General features: G+C 64.3%; 23 protein-coding genes, 2 pseudogenes and 1 other annotated feature. All 25 genes and pseudogenes read right to left on the bottom strand.

Annotated features, from left to right (window positions below; genetic code table 11):
• Positions 1-97 precede the first annotated feature (97 nt).
• Positions 98-1,119 (bottom strand): annotated as a pseudogene (locus tag AC2VOP_RS07320) (IS3 family transposase); the annotation flags it as partial.
• Positions 686-817 (bottom strand) — a sequence feature (AL1L pseudoknot). Its footprint overlaps the pseudogene before it by 132 nt.
• Positions 1,120-1,176: 57 nt before the next feature.
• Positions 1,177-1,923: pseudogene (locus AC2VOP_RS07325) on the bottom strand (dioxygenase); the annotation flags it as partial.
• 94 nt (positions 1,924-2,017) lie between these two features.
• Positions 2,018-2,677: a TetR/AcrR family transcriptional regulator gene (locus AC2VOP_RS07330; RefSeq protein ID WP_486960345.1), complete on the bottom strand. Its 660-nt coding sequence runs from the start codon at positions 2,675-2,677 to the stop codon at positions 2,018-2,020.
• Positions 2,678-2,822: 145 nt separating this feature from the next.
• On the bottom strand, positions 2,823-4,277 hold the full coding sequence (locus AC2VOP_RS07335; RefSeq protein WP_486960346.1) for an aldehyde dehydrogenase: 1,455 nt from the start codon (positions 4,275-4,277) through the stop codon (positions 2,823-2,825).
• A gap of 18 nt (positions 4,278-4,295) precedes the next feature.
• A complete protein-coding gene (locus tag AC2VOP_RS07340) occupies positions 4,296-4,565 on the bottom strand; it encodes a tautomerase family protein (RefSeq protein WP_486960347.1) in 270 nt (89 codons plus the stop codon).
• A gap of 54 nt (positions 4,566-4,619) precedes the next feature.
• On the bottom strand, positions 4,620-5,054 hold the full coding sequence (locus AC2VOP_RS07345) for a GlcG/HbpS family heme-binding protein (RefSeq protein ID WP_486960348.1): 435 nt from the start codon (positions 5,052-5,054) through the stop codon (positions 4,620-4,622).
• A gap of 359 nt (positions 5,055-5,413) precedes the next feature.
• Positions 5,414-6,061, bottom strand: a complete 648-nt coding sequence (locus tag AC2VOP_RS07350) for an HAD-IA family hydrolase (protein ID WP_486960349.1) — start codon at positions 6,059-6,061, stop codon at positions 5,414-5,416.
• Positions 6,062-6,075: 14 nt separating this feature from the next.
• The gene (locus AC2VOP_RS07355) at positions 6,076-7,146 is read right to left on the bottom strand and encodes a PEP/pyruvate-binding domain-containing protein (RefSeq protein ID WP_486960350.1); all 1,071 of its coding nucleotides are present in this window, start codon (positions 7,144-7,146) and stop codon (positions 6,076-6,078) included.
• Positions 7,143-8,897, bottom strand: a complete 1,755-nt coding sequence (locus AC2VOP_RS07360; protein WP_486960351.1) for a PEP-utilizing enzyme — start codon at positions 8,895-8,897, stop codon at positions 7,143-7,145. The genes AC2VOP_RS07355 and AC2VOP_RS07360 overlap by 4 nt, the downstream gene beginning before the upstream one ends.
• Positions 8,898-8,975: 78 nt before the next feature.
• Positions 8,976-10,259, bottom strand: coding sequence for a dihydrolipoamide acetyltransferase family protein (locus AC2VOP_RS07365; RefSeq protein WP_486960352.1), 1,284 nt, complete (start codon positions 10,257-10,259; stop codon positions 8,976-8,978).
• A gap of 12 nt (positions 10,260-10,271) precedes the next feature.
• Positions 10,272-11,675 carry a dihydrolipoyl dehydrogenase gene (gene lpdA, locus AC2VOP_RS07370; RefSeq protein ID WP_486960353.1) on the bottom strand — a complete coding sequence of 468 codons (1,404 nt, stop codon included), beginning with the start codon at positions 11,673-11,675 and terminating at the stop codon, positions 10,272-10,274.
• The gene (locus AC2VOP_RS07375; RefSeq protein ID WP_486960354.1) at positions 11,672-12,664 is read right to left on the bottom strand and encodes an alpha-ketoacid dehydrogenase subunit beta; all 993 of its coding nucleotides are present in this window, start codon (positions 12,662-12,664) and stop codon (positions 11,672-11,674) included. The genes lpdA and AC2VOP_RS07375 overlap by 4 nt, the downstream gene beginning before the upstream one ends.
• Complete coding sequence (locus tag AC2VOP_RS07380; RefSeq protein WP_486960368.1) at positions 12,654-13,586, bottom strand: thiamine pyrophosphate-dependent dehydrogenase E1 component subunit alpha; 933 nt, start codon at positions 13,584-13,586, stop codon at positions 12,654-12,656. The genes AC2VOP_RS07375 and AC2VOP_RS07380 overlap by 11 nt, the downstream gene beginning before the upstream one ends.
• Positions 13,587-13,693: 107 nt before the next feature.
• On the bottom strand, positions 13,694-14,002 hold the full coding sequence (locus AC2VOP_RS07385; protein ID WP_486960355.1) for a hypothetical protein: 309 nt from the start codon (positions 14,000-14,002) through the stop codon (positions 13,694-13,696).
• On the bottom strand, positions 13,995-14,840 hold the full coding sequence (locus AC2VOP_RS07390) for an alpha/beta fold hydrolase (protein ID WP_486960356.1): 846 nt from the start codon (positions 14,838-14,840) through the stop codon (positions 13,995-13,997). Before AC2VOP_RS07390 ends, AC2VOP_RS07385 begins: the two co-directional genes overlap by 8 nt.
• Positions 14,837-15,283: a hypothetical protein gene (locus AC2VOP_RS07395; RefSeq protein WP_486960357.1), complete on the bottom strand. Its 447-nt coding sequence runs from the start codon at positions 15,281-15,283 to the stop codon at positions 14,837-14,839. Before AC2VOP_RS07395 ends, AC2VOP_RS07390 begins: the two co-directional genes overlap by 4 nt.
• Positions 15,284-15,304: 21 nt before the next feature.
• A complete protein-coding gene (locus tag AC2VOP_RS07400) occupies positions 15,305-16,366 on the bottom strand; it encodes a 2Fe-2S iron-sulfur cluster-binding protein (RefSeq protein WP_486960358.1) in 1,062 nt (353 codons plus the stop codon).
• Positions 16,367-16,407: 41 nt separating this feature from the next.
• On the bottom strand, positions 16,408-17,319 hold the full coding sequence (locus AC2VOP_RS07405) for a catechol 2,3-dioxygenase (RefSeq protein WP_486960359.1): 912 nt from the start codon (positions 17,317-17,319) through the stop codon (positions 16,408-16,410).
• Positions 17,309-17,716 carry a 2Fe-2S iron-sulfur cluster-binding protein gene (locus AC2VOP_RS07410; RefSeq protein WP_486960360.1) on the bottom strand — a complete coding sequence of 136 codons (408 nt, stop codon included), beginning with the start codon at positions 17,714-17,716 and terminating at the stop codon, positions 17,309-17,311. Before AC2VOP_RS07410 ends, AC2VOP_RS07405 begins: the two co-directional genes overlap by 11 nt.
• A complete protein-coding gene (locus AC2VOP_RS07415; RefSeq protein WP_486960362.1) occupies positions 17,713-18,036 on the bottom strand; it encodes a phenol hydroxylase subunit P4 in 324 nt (107 codons plus the stop codon). Before AC2VOP_RS07415 ends, AC2VOP_RS07410 begins: the two co-directional genes overlap by 4 nt.
• On the bottom strand, positions 18,033-19,541 hold the full coding sequence (locus AC2VOP_RS07420) for a YHS domain-containing protein (protein ID WP_486960363.1): 1,509 nt from the start codon (positions 19,539-19,541) through the stop codon (positions 18,033-18,035). The genes AC2VOP_RS07415 and AC2VOP_RS07420 overlap by 4 nt, the downstream gene beginning before the upstream one ends.
• Before the next feature lie 10 nt (positions 19,542-19,551).
• Positions 19,552-19,848, bottom strand: coding sequence for an MmoB/DmpM family protein (locus AC2VOP_RS07425; RefSeq protein ID WP_486960364.1), 297 nt, complete (start codon positions 19,846-19,848; stop codon positions 19,552-19,554).
• Complete coding sequence (locus AC2VOP_RS07430) at positions 19,845-20,882, bottom strand: ferritin family protein (RefSeq protein WP_486960365.1); 1,038 nt, start codon at positions 20,880-20,882, stop codon at positions 19,845-19,847. The genes AC2VOP_RS07425 and AC2VOP_RS07430 overlap by 4 nt, the downstream gene beginning before the upstream one ends.
• A gap of 32 nt (positions 20,883-20,914) precedes the next feature.
• Positions 20,915-21,688, bottom strand: coding sequence for a 2-keto-4-pentenoate hydratase (locus AC2VOP_RS07435; protein WP_486960366.1), 774 nt, complete (start codon positions 21,686-21,688; stop codon positions 20,915-20,917).
• Positions 21,685-22,491, bottom strand: a complete 807-nt coding sequence (locus AC2VOP_RS07440; RefSeq protein WP_486960367.1) for a 2-keto-4-pentenoate hydratase — start codon at positions 22,489-22,491, stop codon at positions 21,685-21,687. The genes AC2VOP_RS07435 and AC2VOP_RS07440 overlap by 4 nt, the downstream gene beginning before the upstream one ends.
• Positions 22,492-22,784: the final 293 nt, after the last annotated feature.

A 22,784-nucleotide genomic window follows, 5' to 3' on the forward strand; every position in this document is an offset into this window, starting at 1 on the left:
CAAGTGCAACTCCGCCGCATACTTTAGGTCAAGCATTTCCCTTGCTGGCGTGTCGTTTACGTGCTTCCGGCGTCCCCGATTAGCCGGTCAACAGGCAGTCCCCGATCGACCCGATCGAGGGCACCGCACCGATCTCGGCGAGGCGTTCGCCGTAGCGGATAGACGTGAACTGCGACCCGGCATCGGAGTGACATGTCAAGCCCGCCAACAGGTTTCCATGTGACCAGCGGGCCATCTCCAACGCGTCGAGGACCATGGTGGTGCGCATGTGCGAGGCGACCCGCCAGCCGACGATCATCCGGCTGAAGGCATCGACGATGAAACACACATAAGCGACGCCGGCCCACGTCGGCACAAATGTCAGATCCGTCACCCAAAGCTGGTTGGGTTCGGTCGCGGTGAACTTGCGCCTCACCAGATCGGGGTGCCGCGCCGCGGACGAGTCGGGCTTGGTGGTCTTGACCTGTTTGCCGCGCCGCGCCCCGCAGATGCCGGCGTCGCGCATCAGCCGTGCGACCTGATCGCGGCCGGCGTCGTGGCCGGCCCGACCGGCGGCTTTCCACAGCTTGCGGGCTCCGTAGACGCGGTAGTTGTCCTCCCAGAGCTTGACCAGGACCGGCCCCAGCTCGGCGTCACGCTGTGCGCGTGCCGACGCAGGCCGGGTCTTGGTGTCGTAGTAGGTGCTCGGGGCCACCACCACGCCTGCAGAACGCAGGACCGTGATGATGGGCTCGACCCCGAACTCCTCGCGGTGGGCGTCGATGAAGTCGACTATTTCTTGTGTTGGCGGTCGAGCTCCGCCCCGAAGAAACTGGCCGCGCGTTTCAGTATTTCGTTGGCGCGCTTGAGTTCTCGGTTCTCCTGTTCAAGCTCTTTGATTCGTGCCGATTCCGCGCTGGACACCCCGGGTGCGTACCCGTCGTCGATATCGGCCTGGCGGACCCAGGAGCGCACCGACTCGACCCCGTAGCCGAGCTGGCGGGCCACCCGCGACACGGTGCCCTGCTCGGTGCCCAGCTCGGTGCGCAACGCCCGCACCATGCGCACCGCGGCGGCCTTCTCTTCAGGGCTGTACCTGCGACTGGTTGGCTTCTTTCCCGATGACGATTCCGTGGGCATACCTGCATCCTCGTTTCCAAGGTCAGGAGCCTCCGGGATTTCCAGGGCGATTCAGGCATCGCCGCGGACGAAGATGTGCGTGACCAGGGTCCGCAACTTCTCGGCGGCGACCATAACGTGCAGGTGGGCTGCGCGCATCGGTAAACGGCCCGCCGCCGCGACCAGCGAACCGACCGGGCCGTCACGCGGAATGGGATAGGGGACGGGTGTAAGGCCCCAGAATCGGTAGCCTCCATGCTGATCGGTGTACAGGTGGCCGCGAGCCGCGACCCTTCCGTCCGGATATTGCACGTCATAGAAGCCGTCCTCGTCGCATTCCCACACGTCGACCCGGGCTCCGGCGACTGGGTTACCGTCGGTGTCGGTGACTGTTCCCTCGACCCAGCACGGTTCGCCCGCCGCACCCGCGGCGATGTCGCCGCCGAGCGGGATATGCGGGGCATTGCCGACGAAGAACGGACCGAACACCGTTGCCTCGGTGGCATTCGCGCACGCCTGGTTGTTGACGGTGATCGTCTGCATCGAGGCACCGAGGATGTCGGACAGCAGAATGAATTCCTGACGCTGCTCGGTGGTGATGTGCCCGCAGTCGGTCAGAAACGCGATGGCGGCACTCCACTCCTTCTCGGTCAACCGCACCTCGCGGATGAAGGTGTGCAGATGGCCTACCAGGGCCTGCATCAACTCGCGCAGCCGTGGGTCGGGGGCATTCTCGAAGGACGCGGCGACCTGAGCGACTAGTGTCTCCTCTATCGCCCGCTGCTCGGGAGAGATGCGGGCGATGATGGTGTTTGGCTCGGCCATGAACCCTCCTACGTAACACTTCTGATCGTCTAGTGGTCCGTCTGCGATTTGAGCTGGCGGCGCATTTCGGCGTGTCGCTGCCTGCTGGTGGCGGTCATCGCCGTGGTGAGCATGGCGACATTTCCAAAGGCCCACATCCCGCGGCTTTCGGGGGCGACTTCCTTCGGCCGGGCGTGGGCTGCATCGGGTAGCCGAGAATGCAGTCGGACGCGCGTAGACATAGTTCGGTGAGGGCGGCTCGCGTGATTGTCTGCGATTGAACCCATTTCACGCACGCGACCCGGAGGAACGCCAACCATCCCTCGACGGCGATCTCGGTGATCTCGCGCGGTTGTCCCTCTGCGACGAGTTTGTCGGTCAGGCGTCGGCCGATGACGCTGAGCTCTTCGGTGATGATCGTCTGGATGGCCGGATCGTCCGACAATGCGCCGCGGTTGACCGCGATGGCTTCAAAGGGGTGGTCGGCAAAGTATTGGATGTGGCTCTCTAAGCCGCTGGCGATCTGTTCGGTCAGCGGCAGCAGCGGATCAGGATTGGTGCGTGCCAGCAACCTATGGCTGGAGCGCTTCAAAATCGCTATGTAAAAATCTCGTTTGCTCGGAAAATAGTGATACAGCAATGCTCTGGACACACCCGCGCAGGCGGCGATGTCCTCAACATACACATCGTCGTACGGACTTTCCGCGAACATCGCGGCAGCGACGTCGAGCAACTGCTCACGCCGCTGCTGCGGATCTAGCCGCCGCGCTTTCATCCCACCCCCTCCACCAGATCAAATCGCAGACGGACCACTAGGGCCTATTCCCACCAAGAGCTGAGCAGACCACCTAGATCCTCCCTACGCATGTCGGATCCAAATAACTCGGGCCTGAACCCACGCAGCGGGGGTCGGCCCGGGTCTAGTCGCCGTTTCGCGCTTCATCGATCTGCATGACTACCGCCTTCGGTTCGGTGAAGAACTCGCGGCTAAAGTTGCCGCCCTCGCGCCCTACCCCCGATTCACCGACACCGCCGAACGGGGCACGCAGGTCCCGGATGAAGAAACAGTTGACCCACACGCTGCCGGCTTTGAGCACCGCCGCTACTCGGTGCGCCCGGTGCAGGTTATCGGTGAACAGCATCGCGTTGAGACCGTACGGGGTGTTGTTGGCAAGCCCGACGGCTTCCTCCTCGTCGTCGAATGGGTGGATCACCACTACCGGACCGAAGATCTCTTCGCGGCACAAGCGCGCATCCGCAGCGATATCCGCGACCGCCGTCGGCTTTACCACCCAGCCATCGCCGAGGCCGCCGGTGAGCATCTTGCCCTCGCTAGGAACCAGATCGATGTAGGACTTCACCTTGCGGTAGTGCTCTTCGGTGGCCAGCGGTCCAATCTGTGTCGCCTCGTTTTTCGGATCCCCGATAACCATCGCCTCGGCCGCTGCGACGAAGCGCGCCACGAACTCGTCGTAGATCGCGCGTTGCACGAACAATCGGCTTCCCGCAAGGCAGACCTGGCCCGCGTTGGTGAAGATAGCCCGAATCGACCAGTCGAGGGCGTTGTCGAGTGCAGCGTCCGCAAAGACCAGGTTCGCGCCCTTCCCGCCGAGTTCCAGGCTGACCGGCACGAGGTTGGCCGATGCCGCGCCAGCGATGATCCGGCCGGTTCCCGACTCCCCGGTGAAGGTGATCCGGTCCACCGCCGGGTTCTCGGTCAGCGCCTGTCCGGCCGAGTTCGGACCGTACCCGTGCACCACGTTGAGGACGCCCGGTGGCATACCTGCCTCGATGGCTAGCCGGGCCAGGATGGTCGCCGAGGTCGGGGTGTCCTCAGCCGGCTTCAGCACCACTGTGTTGCCCCAAGCCAGCGCCGGCGCCACCTTCCAGGTTTCAAGCATCAGCGGAAAGTTCCACGGCGCGATCGCCGCGACCACGCCGGCCGGGTCGAACCTGGTGTAGGTGTGGTGACCGCTGTCCATCGGCAACACCTCGCCGGTCGACAACCGGGCGTGGTCGGCGAAGAAGCGGAAGTTGGTTGCCGAACGGGGGATGTCGTTGCCTCGGCTCTGACTGATCGGCTTGCCCATGTCACGCGTGTCGGCCAGCGCCAGCTCGTCGCCGTGTTCCTCCATGAGATCTGCGAGTCGGTGTAGAATCATGCCGCGCTCGGCGAAACCCATTCGGGGCCAGGGTCCTTCGTCGAACGCTTTACGCGCGGCAGCCACCGCCCGATCGGCCTCGGCAGCGCCGCCCAGGGCTATTTCCGCCCACGGCGCCCGCAACCATGGGTCCACACTGTGGAACGTGGCCCCCTCGCTCGAGCCGACCTCCTCACCGTCGATGACGTGGCCGTAAAAATTGTCAGAAGCCATCAGCCAATCCGTTTCCAGTCAACCGCCAGAATGAGTGTTCGCAACGGCGTCGCGGTTTTGCCGCTCCGCGATCGTGACGTCGCCGGCGGCCCAATGCGTCGGCGGCACCTCACGGACCACGATCCGGACGCTGGCACGCGGGGCGTCGATGGCCCGCTCAACCGCTTCAGTCAGTTCGTGGATCAAAGCGCGAATCTGTTCAGCGGTACGGCCCTCGGTGAGCGTAACCTCGACCAGCGGCATATCGGTGCCCTCCTGTGAAACCATCAGCGGGTTCGCGCCGATCAACCATAGGCCGCGAATCGGAGCGCACCTGCGCGGTGTTCCCCGGTGCGGAACGCGTCAGATCGGAGCGGAGACCCCGATCATCTCCGCCGCTGCTTCGGCGATCCGTCGATCCTCGTCAGCTGTTCCGCCGGAGATCCCAACTGCCGCGACCAGCTGCCCGTCAACACGGATGGGAACGCCGCCGCCGAACACGATCAACCGCTCCGTCTGGACCATGCCGTGCAGCAGGGCAGGCTCGTCCTTGATCAACGCGAACCATTCGTGAGTCGGCAACCCATACGCCGCGACGGTGTACGCCTTATCCTGGGCGATCTGACCCGACAGCAGCGGGGCTCCGTCCATCCGACCGTAGGCGACGAGGTTCCCGGCACGATCGGCCACCGCGACAGCCACCAGAACCCGCAATGCGGCAGCTTCACGCACGGCCCTGTCCAACACGCGGCGTGCCGCCTCGAAGCTGATCGTCGATGCATCGACCAAGTCCACCATCTATCATCACCCCTTCCCAGGCGGTGCAGGTTGACGATTATCACAGTCCAGTCCTGGCGGTGCCGCGCAAACGTTCCGCGTCGTGGAAAGCGAATCGGCGCGGATGCCTGGCCAGCGCGCGTCGACCCGATTGCTGCGGTCGGTGTGCATGGTTTCGTCGTTCGTCGTCGTGCTCGACCGCGGTCTGAACAAGGTGCGGTTTGCGGCTCCATTGCTGGATCGGAGCGCAAATCCGGGTGCACGTCGAACTCGCTGAGGTCGCGGAGCTGACCGGTGGAGCACAGCCCGCGTACCGCCAGGGATTCAAGGTGGAGGACGGAGTCGAAACCCTGTTCTGCCGCCGACTTTGTCATCTGCTGTTACAACACCTGAGCCAAGCCGGCGAGCCCGAGCATGCGGCCCACCTCACGGTAAGACTGCGCAGGCCTGGTCACGTCGAAGTGCAGCGCCGACATGCCGATCGCACGCGCGCCATCAACGTTCGGCACGTGGTCGTCGACGAATAGTGCCTGATCGGTCGGGATTTCAAGCGACTCCACGACGACCCGATACGCCATCGGGTCGGGCTTAAGCACACCGGTACGGGAACAGTCGACGACGACGTCAACCTCATCGAACAATCCGACGCGACGTATCCATTCGTCGTTGTGAAAGAGCGAGAGTTCGTTGGTCAGCACAGCGGTCCGAAGTCCGGCGGCCTTGGCGGCGCGCACCGCTTGATAGGCCTGGCGGCGTATCTGCGAGTCCATATCCTCGGCGGGATAAAGCAGCGCCATCAGCGGGCGAACACCCGAGTAACCAGTCACCGTGGAAAACTCCTGAGCGCGGACTGCCCAATATTGCGGCTGGCTGATCTCGCCGGTCTCGACTCTTCGCCACAGGGGATCGTGCGGCGGATCGAAGGGGCCGGTCCAATCCAACGTGCCGGGGGCCAGCACGATCCTGGCTTCCAGCGCCCGGATGACCTCGAAGGGCGTCACCAACACCGGCCCGCCGAAGTCCAGCACCAGAGCCCGCAGACTCATGGCTGATCACCGAACACATACTTGGCAGCGTAAGCGGCCACATCCCATTGGGCCCCAACGTCTTTAACCGTCCCGCTGCCGGCAACCGTGATCGGTCGAGCCTGAACGACGCAAACCGGATCGCCCGGCCGGCGGTTCTGGTCGATCACCCATTCGATATCCACCGGGTATCCGTAGCGGTCCTCGATAGCGCAGACCGTATCGGCCGCGGCGCGGATCTCCTCCTCGTCCAGAATTGGTGCATCACGAAACGGCGCAGGCATCGCGGTCTCGACGACCTCACCTCGCGCATAGTCGAATGTCGACACCACCTTTTTGTGGGCAACGTCGTGGAACAGCACACGCCGGTCGGCTTTGTCGACTTCGATGTGGTCGGGGGTCACCGCACCCTGTACGACGGCCTCGCCCCACCCCCATGTGCCCTCGATGACCATCCGGTCCGACCTGCCGGTTACCGGGTGGATGGAGAACGCGACGCCGGAGACCCGGGCGTGCACGAGTTCGAGCACGCCGACCGCCATCGGCATCTCGTGGTGCGAGATACCATGTTTAAGCCGATAGGACAGCGCACGAGCGGAGAAAAGGCTGGCCCAGCAACGCTGCAGGGCAGCGAGCACTCGGTGCTCGCCCGACATCCCGAGGTAGGTGTCGAACATGCCGGCAAAGCTGGCCCGGGAACTGTCCTCGCCGACCGCGGAGCTTCGCACCGCGACCGGTCGATTGACCTCCGCGCAGCGGAACGTCAATTCGACATATGCGTCGGCGATCGCGGCGGCCAATGTGGGTTCCACCGGGGTCTGCTCGAACTTCCCGCGGATGGTGTCCGCGACGACTGCGAGTTGATCGCAGCCCGCGTTGCCGGTCAGCGTCGACAGTTGCTCTTCGACAAAGCTGTCCAGGCCCGACTCGGCGCACTGATGAGTGCAGGCGTCGACGGTGACGGTGAAACCGCGCGGCACCGTGAAGCCGTGACGGGCCAGTTCACTGAGCCGGCCCATCTTCGGTCCGGCGACCGCGGTCGCCGATACCGGATCCAGGTCGTCCAGCCACGCGATGAACCCCGTCATGTCGATGTCCCGGACGCTGCCTGGCTGCGACGTCGGTAGACGGTTACGGTGCCCATCGAACCGTTGACCTGCACCTCGTCGCCGTCCCGGATCAGAACCGTGGCGAGCCCGACTGCGGTGACCGTCGGCACGCCGTACTCTCGACCGACGATGGCCGCATGTGACAGCGAACCACCCCCATCGCAGATGCAGCCGGCGATCTTCGCGAACGCCGGCGTCCAGTTGGGCGAGGTCGACTCGCATACCAGCACGTCGCCGGGCTGGATCCGGTGCAGGTTGTCGGCGTTGCTGAGCACCCGTGCGGGTCCGCGCGCAATACCGCCGGCGGCAGGCACCCCGGTCAATGTCGTGACGTCGGCGTCTGAGCCCCCAGTGCGCACCGCGTGCAGAAAATGCTCGTTGAGGCCGAAGACCTCCATCAAGATGGGATCTCGGACGGTGTCGGGCACCGTGCCGAGCACCTTGGGCATCGTCGCCCGACGTTGGTACCAATAAGTGAAGTATTGGCGGCGTTCGGCGATCATGTTCCGCAACCCGCTGAAACTGCGTTCGCCGTCGAGGGTCGCCATCAGCTCTGGCCAAAACAAGAACAACGTGTCGTCCGGTTCATCGGCACCCAAAGCGGCTGCGGCGGCCAGACATCCGTGGCGCATCGGCAACGCTGCCCGCAGATCGATGTAGTAATCGTGCTCTTCGTTCCACCAGGTGAAGTTGGCTGCCCGGCAGGAGGCCAACCCTGCGTCGAAGACGGCCTGTTCGTTGCGTGTGAGTTTCGATCGTGCCACGTCGATCGCGCTCTCGGAGGCCGCCATGGCGACCATGCGGGCGGCGGTGAAATCGTGCTGGGCGTCCTTCTGCAGGAAGGTTTTGATGGTGCCCAGCGGTGATGTCGGATCCTCGACCCAGCTGGGCAGCGCCACATCACTGATCCCCTCGGTGCGCCACCCGTAGACGTCAAGGAAGATCTCGAACTCCGCCAACCATCCCGCTGCCCTGCCGCCCTCCTTGCTGAGCGCCGCCTTGAGTTGCTCCGGCTCGGTGCTTCGGAAAACGTCGTCGAGTCCGGTTTTGCGGGCCAACGCGGCCAAGCGCCACAACTCGCGGTCCGTTTCCATGATCCGGGTGTCATCGCCCTGCAGGAATTGGCTGACCTCGGCCGGATCGATCCCCATCTCTATGCACAGTCCGCGGAAAGCCAGGTAGTTGGCCAGCAGCGGGTACATCAACTCGAAGTGAATCTCCCATGCCTTCCGGTGGTAGGCACGTGCGCGGCGCAGGTAATCGCCGAGTTCCGCGGGCGTCATGCGGGCAAGATCGACACGATGAAGGCGCTGCCAGCCCGCATCGATCTCCGCGCGCCGTTCCTGCCAGGTTTGCGCAAAATCACGGACGAAGGCCGGCAGGGCCCGGGTGAACCGCGACACTCGCCGAGCATTGTCGGCCGCCGGGTCAAGCAGGATCTCTGCTGCGTAGGTGTGCGTTCCGGCCGTGCGCACCGAAATGCCCCGTCCCGACGGCAGCGACAACACGTCCGCGGCGTGTTGGGTTGCCCAGGCGTAACCGTCAGTCACGCTGATCAGGCCCATCGGGGTGAGCCCGCGGGGCCAGTGGAAGTCGAGAAACCAAAAGCGGCTCTGATCCTCCGGGCGAAACGATGAACATGGATCTGCCGGCATTGGCGCCGCATCATCGCAGTACCCAGGATACCCGGCATCCTCGACGAAGTCGTCGAGCGGGACGACGGTCGCCATTTCAGCTGCTCGTGGCCTGCACCGATTGTTTAGCACGGACGCGGGCGCACATGCGGCGTCCCAGTCTGATCGGGCACCTCATTGCAGTTCCGCCTCCCAATCCCTGTCTTGCAGTGCGTCGCGAATGTACATCAGGAATCGTGCGGCTGTGACACCGTCGAATGCCCGGTGGTCATAAGAGAATCCCAGTACGCACATGTGGTGGATGGCGATCCCGTCGCCCACCACGGTCGGTCGACGGGACACCCCCTCGGTGGACATGATCGCGACGTTGGGCTGGTTGATGATCGGCGCGGAGGCGAAGCTCCCGAGCGGTCCAGGGTTGGTGATCGTGAACGTCGAGCCCGAAAGGTCGTCGGCGGTGAGGCTCTTCGCCTTCGCGGCGTCACCGACGGTCTTGATCGCCCGAGCCAGTCCGCGCAGATTCAGCGCATCTGCTCCCTTGATGACGGGGGCCATCAGGCCTTGCTCGTTGAGGTCCACGGCGATAGCGAGGTTGACGTGGCGATGCAATGTCATGGTCTTGCTCGCCATGTCGACCGACGAGTTGACGGCCGGGTGGACGCGTAACGCATCGCATGCAGCCCGAGCGATGAACGCCAGATAGGTCAGCGACGTTCCCTCCTGTTTGCGGAACTGGTCCTTGTGGCGCTGCCGGATGTCCTCGATGCGCTGCAAGTCGACCTCGACCGAGGTCCATACGTGCGGTGACGTTTGCCGCGACTCCAGCATCCGCTGCGCGGTGACCAACCTGATCCGCGAGAGCGGCACGACATCGTCGCGGTGGACGGATACCGGCGGCACCGACGCCGGCGCTGCGGCGACAGGTGGAGCCTCAGCGACAGGTGGCGCCGCGGACCGGGTGGCAATCACAGCCAGGACGTCTTCGCGCGTGATTCGCCCGCCCGCGCCCGATCCCGACACGGTGGACAGGTCGACGTCGTTGTCGGCGACGAGGCGGCGCACCACTGGCGACAGCAGCACGCCCTTGCCATTACCACGACGCGTGGCCACCGGCGCGGGTGCCTCGGCAATACCGCTCGGTGCGGCGGCGGCGGGTTCAGCGGCCGGCGCCTGCTCCTGCTCCTGCGGGGGTGTGGCGTCCGGCGCTGCCCCCGCCGGACCGATCCGGGCGAGCACCGTCCCTACCGGTACCGTTTCCCCCTCTGGGACAAGCACCTCCAGCAGCACGCCGTCGAACGGGCTCGGCAATTCCGAATCGACCTTGTCAGTCGATATCTCCAGCAGCGGATCGTCGAACGCGACCTCGTCGCCGATCGATTTCAGCCACTGCGAGACAGTGCCTTCGGTGACGCTCTCGCCCAGTTTCGGCATCGTCACCACTTGCAGGTCATCAGCCATGATTGCTCCATTTCAGCCATGCAGCGATCGCCCGGTGAGGGCGAGCATCGTTTCGCCCACCGCCTCCGACAGGCTGGGGTGCGGGTGGATGAAGGCGCCGACCTCTTCGGGCAGCGCCTGCCAGTTGACGGCCAGATAGCTCTCGGCGATCAGTTCGCTCGCCCACGGCCCGACCACGTGCACGCCGAGAATCGGACCGTCACGCTGGGCAACGACCTTCACCATCCCCTCGGTGTCCCCGATGATCATGGCGCGGCCGTTGCCGGCGAACTTGTGCTTGTGCACCACCACGTCGTGGCCGGCGGCCTTGGCGTCAGCCTCGGTGTACCCGGTCCACGCGAGTTCGGGATGGGTGTAGACCACCCAGGGAACGCGCGCGTAGTCGACCGGGGCGGGCAGTTCACCGAGGATCGCCTTGATCGCCACGATGGCTTCGGCGTAGGCGACATGCGCCAAACCGGGGGTCTCGACGACGTCGCCGACTGCGTAGACACCGGGCCGAGTGGTCGCCATCGTCGTCGTGTCCACTTCCACGAATCCTTTGTCCGACACACCTACCCCGGCCTCGGCCAGCCCCATGCCCTCGCTCACCGGACGGCGCCCGATGGCCACCAGCACCTGGTCCACCTCGATCTTCTCCGAGGCACCGTTTGCCTCGAATCCGACAACGATCCCGCCGTCGGATTTCTCGGGCGCATTGACCTTCGCCCCGGCGTGGATGGTGGTGCCGCGCTTGACGAGCGCCCTGCGCAGGACACCGGCAATTTCTTGATCGGGACCGATCGGCAGGACACCGCTCGGCAGTGCTTCCAGCAGGGTCGTGTCGACACCGACGTCGGTAAAGACCGAGGCGAATTCCGAGCCGATGACGCCGCCGCCGATGACCGCGACCCGATCCGGCAGGGCGTTGCTGCGGGTGCTGTGGTCGGAGCTGACGATGCGCTCACCCTCGAACTCGAAGCCGGGTATGGTTCGCGGCGCCGAACCGGTCGCGATGACGACCGCACGGCCGCGCACGACAGTGCCGTTCACCGAGACCGCGCCGGAGTCGGTGAGCCGGCCCCACCCGGTGAGCAGTTCGATCTTGCGCCGCTTGATCAGCCCCGACAGCCCGCCGACAAGCTGATCGACGATCCCGTTGGTCCGGCCGGCGACGCGAGCCCAATCCGTCGAGACGGCACCCGAGCCGTCGGTGACGATGCCGAATTCCGCGGCATGGTTGGTCGTCCTATACACCTCGGCGGTCTGTAGCAGCGCTTTGGCCGGGATGCATCCACGATTCAGGCAGGTACCCCCGAGGTTGTCGGCCTCGATGAGGGCGACGGTGAGGCCCGCCGATGCGCCGTAGAGCGCCGCAGCGTAACCGCCTGGGCCACCGCCTATCACCACGACGTCGTAGTCCTGCCCCCGGCTCATGCGGTAGCCACCTTCCGCAGAGTTTCTACGACCTGTGTTGTCTGTGGCACGACGTCGTCCTCGAGTGTCGGGCTCGTCGGGATCGGGGTGTTCTTCGCCGCGATCCGCACGACCGGGTGGTCCAGCGACCAGAAGCATTCTTCTGTGATGACGGATCCGATCTCGGCGCCGTATCCCAGCCGGCGCGCGGCCTCGTGCAGCACGACGGCGCGCGCGGTCTTGCACACCGACGCCACGATGGTGTCCACGTCGAGCGGGACCAGGCTGCGGATGTCGATCACCTCGACGGAGATGCCCTGCTTCTCCAGCTCGGCGGCGGCCTCCAGCCCCTGGTGGACGCCGACGGAGTAGGTCACCAACGTGATGTCGGTGCCCTCCCGAACCACCCGAGCCGAACCGATCGGCACCGGTTGCAAAGACAACGGCGCCTTGATTCGTCGGTAGAGGTATTTGCTCTCCAGATAGAGCACCGGGTTGTTGTCGCGGATCGCGCTGATCAGCAGCCCCGCGGCATCACTCACCGTAGCCGGCGCCACGATTTTCAATCCCGGCACGTGGGCGAAGTAGGACTCCACGCTCTGCGAATGCGTCGGCCCCGCGCGCAGGCGCGCCCCGAATGGACAGCGGAACGTGATCGGCAATGGGTTACCAGTTCGGAAGTGGTGTCGCGCAACAACATTGATGATCTGGTCGAAAGCGCAGGAGATGAAGTCGGCGAACTGGAATTCGACGACCGGGCGGAGCCCGACCAGCGCGGCGCCAGCCGCGAGCCCGGTGAACCCGGACTCCGCGATCGGGGTGTCAACGACGCGGCGCTCACCGAACCGTTCCAAGAAGCCCTTGGTCACCTTGAAGGCACCGCCGAACTGCCCGACATCTTCGCCGATGAGGAAGACGTTCTCGTCAGCTTCCATCTCGGCGGCCAGCGCCCGGCTGACGGCGTCCAGGTAGCTGACCTCTCCATTCGTGTTAGCGGCCTCAGTCCGCATAGACGCGCGCCTCCAAATCGATCGGCTCGGGCATCGGATCGGCGAGCGCCGCTTTACGGGCATCGATCGCGATCTGGCGCACCTCTTCGCGGATCTTGGTGACGTCTGTGTCGTCGATAATCCGCAACTCGCGTAACCGCTCGGCGAATTCCTCGACCGGGTCCCGTTTTGCCCATTCCGCCAGCATCTCCCTGGGCACGTAATCGGCGGGGTCGTGCTCGGCGTGGCCGTGCATGCGCATGGTGACCGCCTCGATGAGTGACGGGCCCTCACCGGACCTGGCCCGTTCGACTGCACGACATGTCGCCTCGTAAACCGCGATCACGTCGATGCCGTCCACACGTTCCCCCGGAATTCCGTAGGCGGTGGCTTTGGTCGCGAAATCCGCCGACTTCGAGGTCAGCCGTAGCGGCGTCGAGTAGGAGAACTGATTGTTCTCCACGACGAAGATGCACGGCAGCTGCAGTACCGCGGCGATATTGAGGGCCTCGTGGAAATCGCCCCGGCCCGTCGAACCGTCCCCGCAGTAGGCCAGCGCCACCCCATCGCTGTGGCGGTACCGGAACGCGAAAGCGGCGCCGGTGGCGACCGGGTAGTTGTCGGGTATATGGCTCGGCGGATTGTAGATATTGAGGTCAAGGCGTCCGTAATGCAGCGTGCCGTCGCGGCCGCCGGTCGGCGAGGTGGCCTTACCCATAAAGCTGTCCATCACCTCGCGCGGCTCGACACCCCGCCAAAGGTGCGCGCCGAGATCGCGGTGCAACGGTGCGAGGAAATCGCTGGGCCGCAGCGCCGCCACGGTCCCCACCGCGATCGCCTCATGCCAATGCCCGGTGTAGAGCGAGCCGAGCAATTCGCCCTGACGGTACATACTGACCATTCGGTCCTCCACGGCACGCTGCAACGCCATGGTGCGGAACATCCGCAGATACAACTCGCGCTCGGGTGCGGACCTGGTTTTCACGCGACGCGCGCCGCCGCGGGTCGCGGTACCCCTGCTCTCGACTGCCATGGCTTTGTCGCGCCCTCTCATCGGTACATCGGCAGCGCCGACACCGGCCAGCCGAGACTGTGTATGTCGAAGACCCGCTGGGTCGGCTCCGGCAGGCCGCGCTCTGCCATTGCCGTCCGGAATTGCGGGCTCTGCTCGAAGCTTCGCGGTGCCTCGTCCGTCTCTCCCACATCGCAGACCACGGGGCCGCAGTCACGTGGCACCGCGGGGTGGATCATCGGTCGGGCCGAGGAGACCCGTGTCACGCGCAGAATCGCCTTGTCGTAACAGGCGAGCAGCACATGGGAATCGCCGCGGAAGTCGAAGGCCGCCGGCACCCTACCCATGTCCACCTCCGCAGCCGGTGAGGAACTCGTCGAGCAACCGGTTGAACTCGGCGCTCCGTTCGATCTGGGTCCAGTGCCCGCACTGACCGAAAACGTGTAGCTGGGAGCGGTCGATGAGCTGTAGCAACCGCAGTGAGGTGCGCATTGGGATCACCCGGTCCTCGCGGCCGTGAATGATGAGCGTCTCATGTGGCAGCGCGGCGATCTTTTCGTCAGGGGTTGCCATCGCGTCGACATGGCGCTGCCTGGGCGCCGGGAACATCGAGCTGAACGCCTCCTGAAAACCCGGCTCGATGCTGGCCCGATAGCGCACCTCGGCAAGCTCGTCGGAGACCAGTTTGCGCGAGTAGGCAAACACATCAAGCAGGCCATGCATGGCGCCCAGCGACGGTTCATACCCCCAGACCGTGTCGAGCGCGTCGGTGATAGGAAACGGCACACCGATGCTGCCCATCAGCACAAGCCGGTCCACGCGGTCGGGATGTTGGACGGCGACCCGCAACGCTATAGCCCCGCCGAAGCTGTTGCCGACCAGCGAAGCCCGCTCCAAGGACAGGGCATCGAGCAGGCCCACGACCTGGTCCGCCCAAGTCTGCACGCCGTAGCTAATCGCTTCGGGCCGCTCCGAGTAGCCGAAGCCGACCATGTCCGGCGCGAGAACACGGTGATGCCTCGCCAGGTCCGGGATGGTCAGTCGCCAGTTCGCATAGGCCGTCACCCCTGGCCCCGAGCCATGGATCAACACCACCGGTTCACCGTTACCGGACTCCAGGTAATTCGTGCGGAAACCGCCGGCGACGACCGATCCGCCGATCTCCGGCCTCTCGACGACGGTCATCGGTCGACACCGGGACGGTGGGTGCGGATCAGCATGTTGACGACCAGGTCGTCGAGCACCGTGCGTTCGACGGGCTTCTCGGGCCGCGCCCACCGCTCGTCACCGACTTTGATGCGTGCGATGTGGTGCGGCGCGTCGGCATCCACGAACAGACGGAAATTCTGGCCCTCGCAACTCAGCTCGAAGGCCAGCACGCCGGTGCCGTATTCGTCGCGCAGCGCGATGCGTTCGGCATCGGCGCCGAGCATGGCGTTGGCCTCGGCGATCATGTGTTCCGCATATGCCCGCAACTCGAACCACTCGGCCACCGCGACGGCGATCGAACAGGTAGAGCTGGGCTCGAACCGCAACTCGGTCGACTCCGCTTGCGAGCCGGCGGCAGCCTCGCGTACCCGCAACATAAACGGCGTGAAGGCGACGTCGCGCTGGCTGGTGGTGGTCATCGAATCTCCTTCCGCCGGCCCTCAGGTCGTCTTCATCAGCGGACTGCGGACCCCGCCGGTGGCCTTGTCGGACGAGTCGAAGAAGTCCTCGCGGTAGATGTCGCGCGGGAAAAGCCGCTTCCGCACCAGCATCTTGATCGCTGCCTCCACCATCGGAGGGGGCCCGCACAGGTAAGCCAGGTGGCCCCGGCACGTCTGAAAATCGTTGGCCACGACGTCGGTGACCATTCCGTGCGCGATCCCGTCGACCTCCTCATCTGACAGACACGGTCGGTAGGTGAACCGGTCGGGGAACTGCTCGGCCAGCCGCTGGAAGAATTCCACGTCGTAGAGGTCTTCCTGGGTTCTGGCGCCCTGATACAGGTACAGGCGGTGCGGCAGATCTGTCTCCAGCACGTGCCGAACGATCGCCTTCAGCGGGGCTAGTCCGGTCCCGCCGCCGATCAGGATCGCCGGCTGGCTGCGTTGTTGCCTCAGGAAGAAACGCCCGTAAGGGCCGGTCAGCTGCATCGCGTCGCCGACGGCAAGGTCTTTGAACACCCACCCTTCGGTGGCAAGTCCGCCCGGGGTGTTTCGGATCTGCAACTCGATGCGATTCGGCTGGCAAGGCGGATTGGCCATCGACCAGCTTCGGTTCACGCCCTTTCCGGGGATTGCAACCTGGACATACTGACCCGGGTTGAACCTGATCTCACCGTCCAGATCGATCAGCACCCGGCGGGTACCGCGCGCACAGTCTTCGATCGCGGCCACCGTCCCGCAATAATCGTGGATGGGGTAAAACTCCACTCCGTCTTCGACATCCACGTCGGCTTCGATGGTGACGTCGGAGTTTGGCGTGGCGACGCAGACCAGCGCCTTGCCCTCGTTCCGCTCGAAATCCATCAGGGCAAAGGAGGAAGCATCGTTGTGCTCGACGTCGCCATCGAGCACTTGCACCTTGCACGTCGCGCAGGTGCCGTGAGTGCAGGCGTGCGGCAGCCAAATACCTTGCCTCAAGCATGCGTCGAGGATCGACTGGTCAGAACGGCACGGCACCTGGCGGTCCAGCGGCTCGACGCTGACGGTGTATGTCTCGGTCATGGCGGTTATCCCCTGCTCGTCTCGGTTAGCTGCGGGTGAGGTCAGGTGAACACCGTGGTGAAACTCTCGCTGACCTCACGAGAGATGTAGACAATCCCCTTGTTCGCCTGCTCGGCGGTCCAGGTGATCGTCGGGAAGTCCGCCCCGGTGATGTAACCGCCGGAGAACACTTCGTTGCGGTTGCCCGCCGGGTCGAAGAAGTAGATGGTCTTACCGCGGGTGATGCCGTGTCGCGTGGGTCCGATGTCAATGGATACGTCGTCCATCGCGAAGACGTCACCGGCGCGCAGGATTTCGTTCCAATCCTCGAGCCAGTAGGCCCAGTGGTGCAACTTGCCGTTCTCGCCCTTGATCACCGCAAGGTCGTGCGCCTTCTGGCCGCAGAACAACCATGTCCCGATGAGGTCCGGGTCGGCGGGATCGGTGATCAGCCTTTCCGAGACGTAAAAATCCAGGCACTCCCGGAAAAAACGCTCGACGAGTGCGGGGTCTTCGGCCGCGATCAGCGCATGGTCGAGCCGATGGACCGCCGCGCCGCGGGCGTGTCGGTGCCATGGATCGGGGTTGACGGTGCCGGTCTCGGTGCCGAGATACTCCATTTCGGTGTAGAACTCAACGACGTGCTCCGACGGCAGAACCACCCGAAGACCGTCGCCGACGGCGAGGTTTTCGCCCTTACTCATCCGTCCACTGGTCGCGCCGAATCGATTGATGCGGTTCTCGAATTCGGCCAGGTCGTCTTCGGTGTGAACCTTGAAACCCAGCTTCACCAGGCCGACGCCACCCTCCTCGAGTACGACGGAATGATGATCGAACTCGTCCCAGGCCTTCAGGTACACCCTCCCGTCGTCCTGCGAGACCACCGACTGGCCAAGCGTGTTGCTGTAATGATCGACAGCCTCCGCCAGGTCGGTGACTCGTGCATGCACGTAGCCGATCCGGTTAACGGACATCGCCGCCTCCTTCGTCGAGAATCTTTCGCGATGTGGTCGAGGGGTTCGTCCGCACGGCGGCGACCTCGCGTTGCGCCGCGGCGAACAACAACGGGAACTTGAGTTTTAGCCGGCTACCGGGTCGCAGCTGCAGGACGACTTCGTCGGAAACGGGCTGGGCCCGACATGTCAGCACCACACCCTGGGCCCGCTCCTGGTCGTTGAGCACGCTTGCTGCGATATTCTTTCGATAGCCCACCTCGCCGGAGATCAGATCCGCCTTGCAAATTCCGCAGCCGCCACGGCGGCAACCGAACCGGTAGGTGAAACCATCGCGACAAATCGCTTCGAGAATCGACTCACCGTTGTGAACCGGCAGCTCGATCGCGCCGGGCACCAGGCGGAGGATCGCCGTCACCGCACCCGGAACCTGATCAAGCCCTTGTGCGGGATGGCGAGGTCGGCGATGGTCTGGTCCGGCCTCGGGTCAATCGCTTCCTCGTCGCGACGCCAGTCGGTCGCGCCGTCGGGCCGGTAGTCAGGGTCACCCGATGCCCAAGAATCGATCATCTGACTCTTGAAATCCGACCAGGTCATGGACTTGGGCACCCGGAAGCACGCCGCTGAGCAGAGGAAGATGTTGTCCTCCCACAGCACGTGAACGAGCTGGTCGTCACCGTAGACTTCCTGACGGTCCTTTGCGGGGAAGTCGTAGGGCCCCAAGGCCTTGACGGTCATACCTGCACACCCGCCGGAGCGTGCCATTTCGCCCACCGCTTGGCGTCTTCGGAGGTGGTGTACTCACCGTTGTCGCGACCATCGACGATGCCGTACCAATCAAGCACCTCCGGTATCGTCGCCCCGCCGCAATCACCCTGGTAGATCTGGTGCACGGGCAACCACGCCTGGACGTATTTCTCCGGCTCCCGGTCGAAGATCCATTGGCATCCTTCGGAGCAGAAGTTGTAGCGCTCGTCGCGAAAGACGCTGTGCCGCTGCGCAATGGTCGTAGGGTCGCCCACTTCGGTGAAGCTCATCGGAATCTGGCACACCTGACACAGCTGCGGCAGCCCGCGGTTGAAGAAGCGGTTGCCGTTGGCCTGCATCGCTGCGGCCTTCTCCCACAGCGGCCGGTAATGCCGGTCGAAAGTGTCCGGGTATTGCGCCGACAGCCAGTCCATTTCGTCCTTCGGCGGGACCGTCGTGGTGAACGCGGCCACGTGGCTAAACTGGTAAAAGATCCAGGCGGCCTGGTGACTGACGTAGTCCTTTTCCACGATGGCCTGTTCGACGTGGCGGGGTGGTCGGATCCCGTAGTACTCCAAGTCCGGGAACAGGCCCTCCAGCATCTGCTTTTCCAGGTAGAGCTCGAAGGCCTCCTTCCAGCTCATCACCTTCCGAGGCAGCAAGTAGTCCTGCATGTAGGCAACGATCGTCAGTAGCCGGTAGCCGCGCCAGAACCACTTGTCGATCCAGTCCTGGATGATCGGCACGTTGTCCTCGTCCTGCTCGAGCATGAACTTGATCACCTCAAGGCCGAGCGTCATGTGGCGGCTCTCGTCGCTCTGCGCCGAGAAGCCGAAACTCATCGTCGAAATGTCGCCGTTGAAGCTGGCGCCGCTCATGAACGGCACGAACAGCAGGTTGGTCAGGAAGTACTCGAAACTGAACGAGATCGCCGCCATGAACTCGAACGGGCCGGCCGACAGTCCGTCTTCGAAGTACGACTTCGGCACGCTCAGATACCACACCCGCTCAAACATCTTCGTCGGCGAGTGAAAGCCGTCGTAGTACTTGTTCAACGTCGAGAGCGCATGGGTCTCGGTCTGGGCGTGACGCAGCTCGTCAATGCTTTGACACAACGCCGCAAAGCGCGGTCCCGGTCCACTGAATTGCCTTGCTTGGTAGGCAAAGTGGCGATGCGCCATGTACTCGAGCGGCATCACGCCCTGCAGGAACAAGCGCATCGCGTTGAAGTAACGCGCATCACTGATCTGCAGGTGTCCCTGCCCCTGCGCAAAGCTGTCGAACGTCGCGTAGAGCCTCTTGTCTTTTTCCGCCTGGTACTTGCAGTAGGCATCCATGGTCAGCCGGAATGGGTCATCCCAGGCGTCCCAGTCGTGGATCTTGATGCCCTCGAACCGCATGTGCGGGTAAAGCTGTTCCTCCGACACGTACGTCGGCTTCCAGTCTAAATCACGGGTGAGCAGCCGGTATCGCTCCCGCATCGAGGCCTTGACCACAATTACTCCTTCAGTGTTCCCACTTGATCAGAATCTCGTCCTCGTCCCATTCGGCGATATTGCCGACGAGGGAGATGATCACCATCTGAAATTCGTTCGTATCCCAGGGACCGCCGAGCAATCTCTCCACGGTTGTGCGCCGGATGACCAGGTGCCCGGCGACCGTAATTTTGACCATTCCCGGCATTCGCCAGATCTCTGCGCCCGGGTTGTCCTCTTCGATCGCCTCGATAATCGGTCGCGTTTCATCGGTGTCCTGCAGGTCGACACCCACGTTGCGGACCCGTGGTGTTCGCGCCTCGGTCATGCCCCAACTCCTCCCGCCTCGGTAAGAGGAATGCCGATTTCCTCCAGGCTTTCCGCCAGCTCGGCGGCGTAGCGGGTCGCCGCAGACTTGATCGAGGTCGAGCCGAAGTTCGTTTCGACGTCCTCGGCGAGGCCATGTATCGCCTCGCGCGCCTGCGGATACCACCGATCTGCGATGGCGCCGAGCGCGTTCCGGTTCGCGTCACCGTAGTTGGGGTCGCCGATCCACGCCTTCAGCAAGGCCTTCAGCCATTTCTGATGGTCGGCATACCACCGGCTGAAATGTTGCGCGAGCAGACTGTAGGCCATTGCACCGCGGAACACCGCGCGATCATCGAGGTGCCGGAACAGCAACGGGTACAGCTGCGCATCGGTCAATTCGAACGCGAGCACCCCGCTGACCCAGTCCGGTTCGATGAGCGCCTGCTCGGTGAGCTCCCGCAGTCCCTGCAGACTTGCTTGCTCCAGCCAATAGCGTTTGGCCTCGGCCAGCTTGTCACCCGAGCCGCCGGCCATCGCCAAGCCAACCATGCTGAGCAACTGCGCGTTGCCGATCCGGTCCATGGACGCGAACCCGTTGGGCTGGGATATCGATGTGCCCCATGCGAGCCGGCAACCATTGATGAAGGCTAGTTGGGCCCCGGATTCATAGTGCCGCAAAGGCACTATCGCGTGCGCCATAAATCCATGCCAGTTTTCCGGGAGCCGGTCGAAGAGATCGTGCTCTTCGACGTATTTCAAATCCTTGCCGAAGGAATCGTAATGATCGGCCCGGGCCGCCACATAGGTCGCGTAGTAATACTGCCTGGGATCGCTGTAGGCATACGGGTCGGTCAACTTCACCGCCGAGAAATCGGGGTCGAAAATTTCGTGCTCGGGATCCCAAAGCGGCCGATAATGGAAATTATCCGTCGACTGGATATCGTAGGTTCCCTCTTGATACCGGCTTGCCGGTTTGTCGCCGAACCGGTCGATCAGACACTGGAACGTGTTGCGGATCGGGTCAACCGTCTGTGTCCGCAGCTCGTACCCCATTGCTCCTCCTCTCTGGCCGCCGGACCGACCGATCAGGCGTAGGCCTCGACGGTGCCGAGGCCGTCGAATTCAGCTGTGACAGAATGGCCGGCGCGCAGCGCGATCGGCGCCGTGAGTCCACCGGAAAAAATCAACGACCCCGCCGGTAGGGCCTCGCCTCGCTCGGCCAGCCGGTTGACCAGCCAGGCCACCGATGCGGCGGGGTGGCCCATCACGGCTGCGCCCGCCGCGGTGGCCACCAGGTCACCGTCGGCGCGCAGCACACACCCCACCAGCCGAAGATCGGGCACCTCCGTAGGAGGTAATGCCTTCGGCCCCAGCAGGAAACGACCGGCGCTGGAGTTGTCGGCGACGACGTCGGGCAAGGTGAACCGGTAGTCTCGGTATCGTGAGTCCAGTACGTCGAGGGCCGCAAACACCGACCTTGTCGCCGAGAGCACGTCGGTAACCGTTGCGCGACCGGAAAGCTCCTCGCCCAGCAGGAAGGCAATTTCCGGCTCGACGCGCGGCTGGATCAGCGAAGTCAGATCGAGCGGCTCACCGAACGGCGCTAGCATCTTTCGGGTTACCCTGCCGTACAACGGATCTGACACGCCCATGGCCTCCTGCTTGGCGCGGCTGGTAAGGCCCAGCTTCGCGCCGACCACGATGTCTCCCGCGTCGACTTTGGCGCGCACGAACAAACCCTGTGCCTCATAGGCGGTCTCGAGATCGAAGTCCGGCCAGGTCTCGGAGAACGGGTTGATCGCCTTGCATTCACGCTCGGCCACAACGAGTTCCTCGGCGATTTGTCGCGGTTCGATCATGCTGCCGCCTCTGATTCGACGGAGAAGCGCACGGTGACCGCTCCCAAGTGGGCGTACTCTGCCCGGAACACGTCACCGGACGCGACCGCCACCATCCGATGGACGGCGCCGGGCAGCACCACATCACCGGCATGCAGACCGACCTCGAAGGCGGCCAGCTTGTTCGCCAGCCAAGCAACGCAGCGGGCTGGATTACCCAATGCCGCCGCGCCGGCACCGGTGTCGATGACGGCACCGTTGCGGCTCAGCGCCATGCCGACCAGGCGCAGATCGAGGTCGGTAACCTTGCGCAGCCGGCCGCCCAGGACGAGTTTGCCCGACGAGGCGTTGTCGGCGACGGTGTCCACCAGCTTGATCCGCCAGTCGGCCACCCGGCTGTCGACGATCTCGATCGCGGGCAGCACTCCGGCGATGGCGGCGAGTGCGTTCGCCGTCGTGACACCGGGACCGACGAGGTCGTCACCAAGCACGAACGCCATCTCTGCTTCCACCCGCGGCTGCACCATGTCCGCGAGCGACACCTCGTCCCCGTCCTCGACGAACATCTCGTCAAGCAGAACGCCGAAGTCCGGCTCGCCGACTCCGAGGAGCTGCTGCATGGTCCGGGCGGTCAGGCCAATCTTGCGACCCCGGATATAGGCCCCCGCCGCGACGCGCCGATCGATGTTGTAAGTCTGGATGGCGTAGGCGTCATCGACGCCAAGCTCGGGATGCCCCGCTGTCAACGGCTCCACCGGCACACAGGACGTGTCGGCTTGCCAGAGCTGGTCAGCCAGCTCGACGATCAGCGAGGCGTCGGTCATAGCGATCACACTGCGCCCGGTCTGCGGAGCAACAAAGAAGTGTTCCTCTGGGCGGAACCACCACCGGCGAACGACCACCAGCGCGGTTCAGCGCGTGTCGCCGGCGCGACACCCTCAGCAATCTCCGGCTCGGACCGATGATGATTTGTCCTCGACGGCGCCGTCGACGACGGCGTTACCGAGCATCTGCCGACATCAGTTGGTGCAGTACCACTCGTAAACGCCGTCGGACCGGATCCGCCGCTCCACGGCGCCGGTCGAGCGCAGCCGACCGATGTAGGCCAGCGTCTCTG

The organism is Mycobacterium sp. TH-M106 (genome assembly GCF_057473765.1).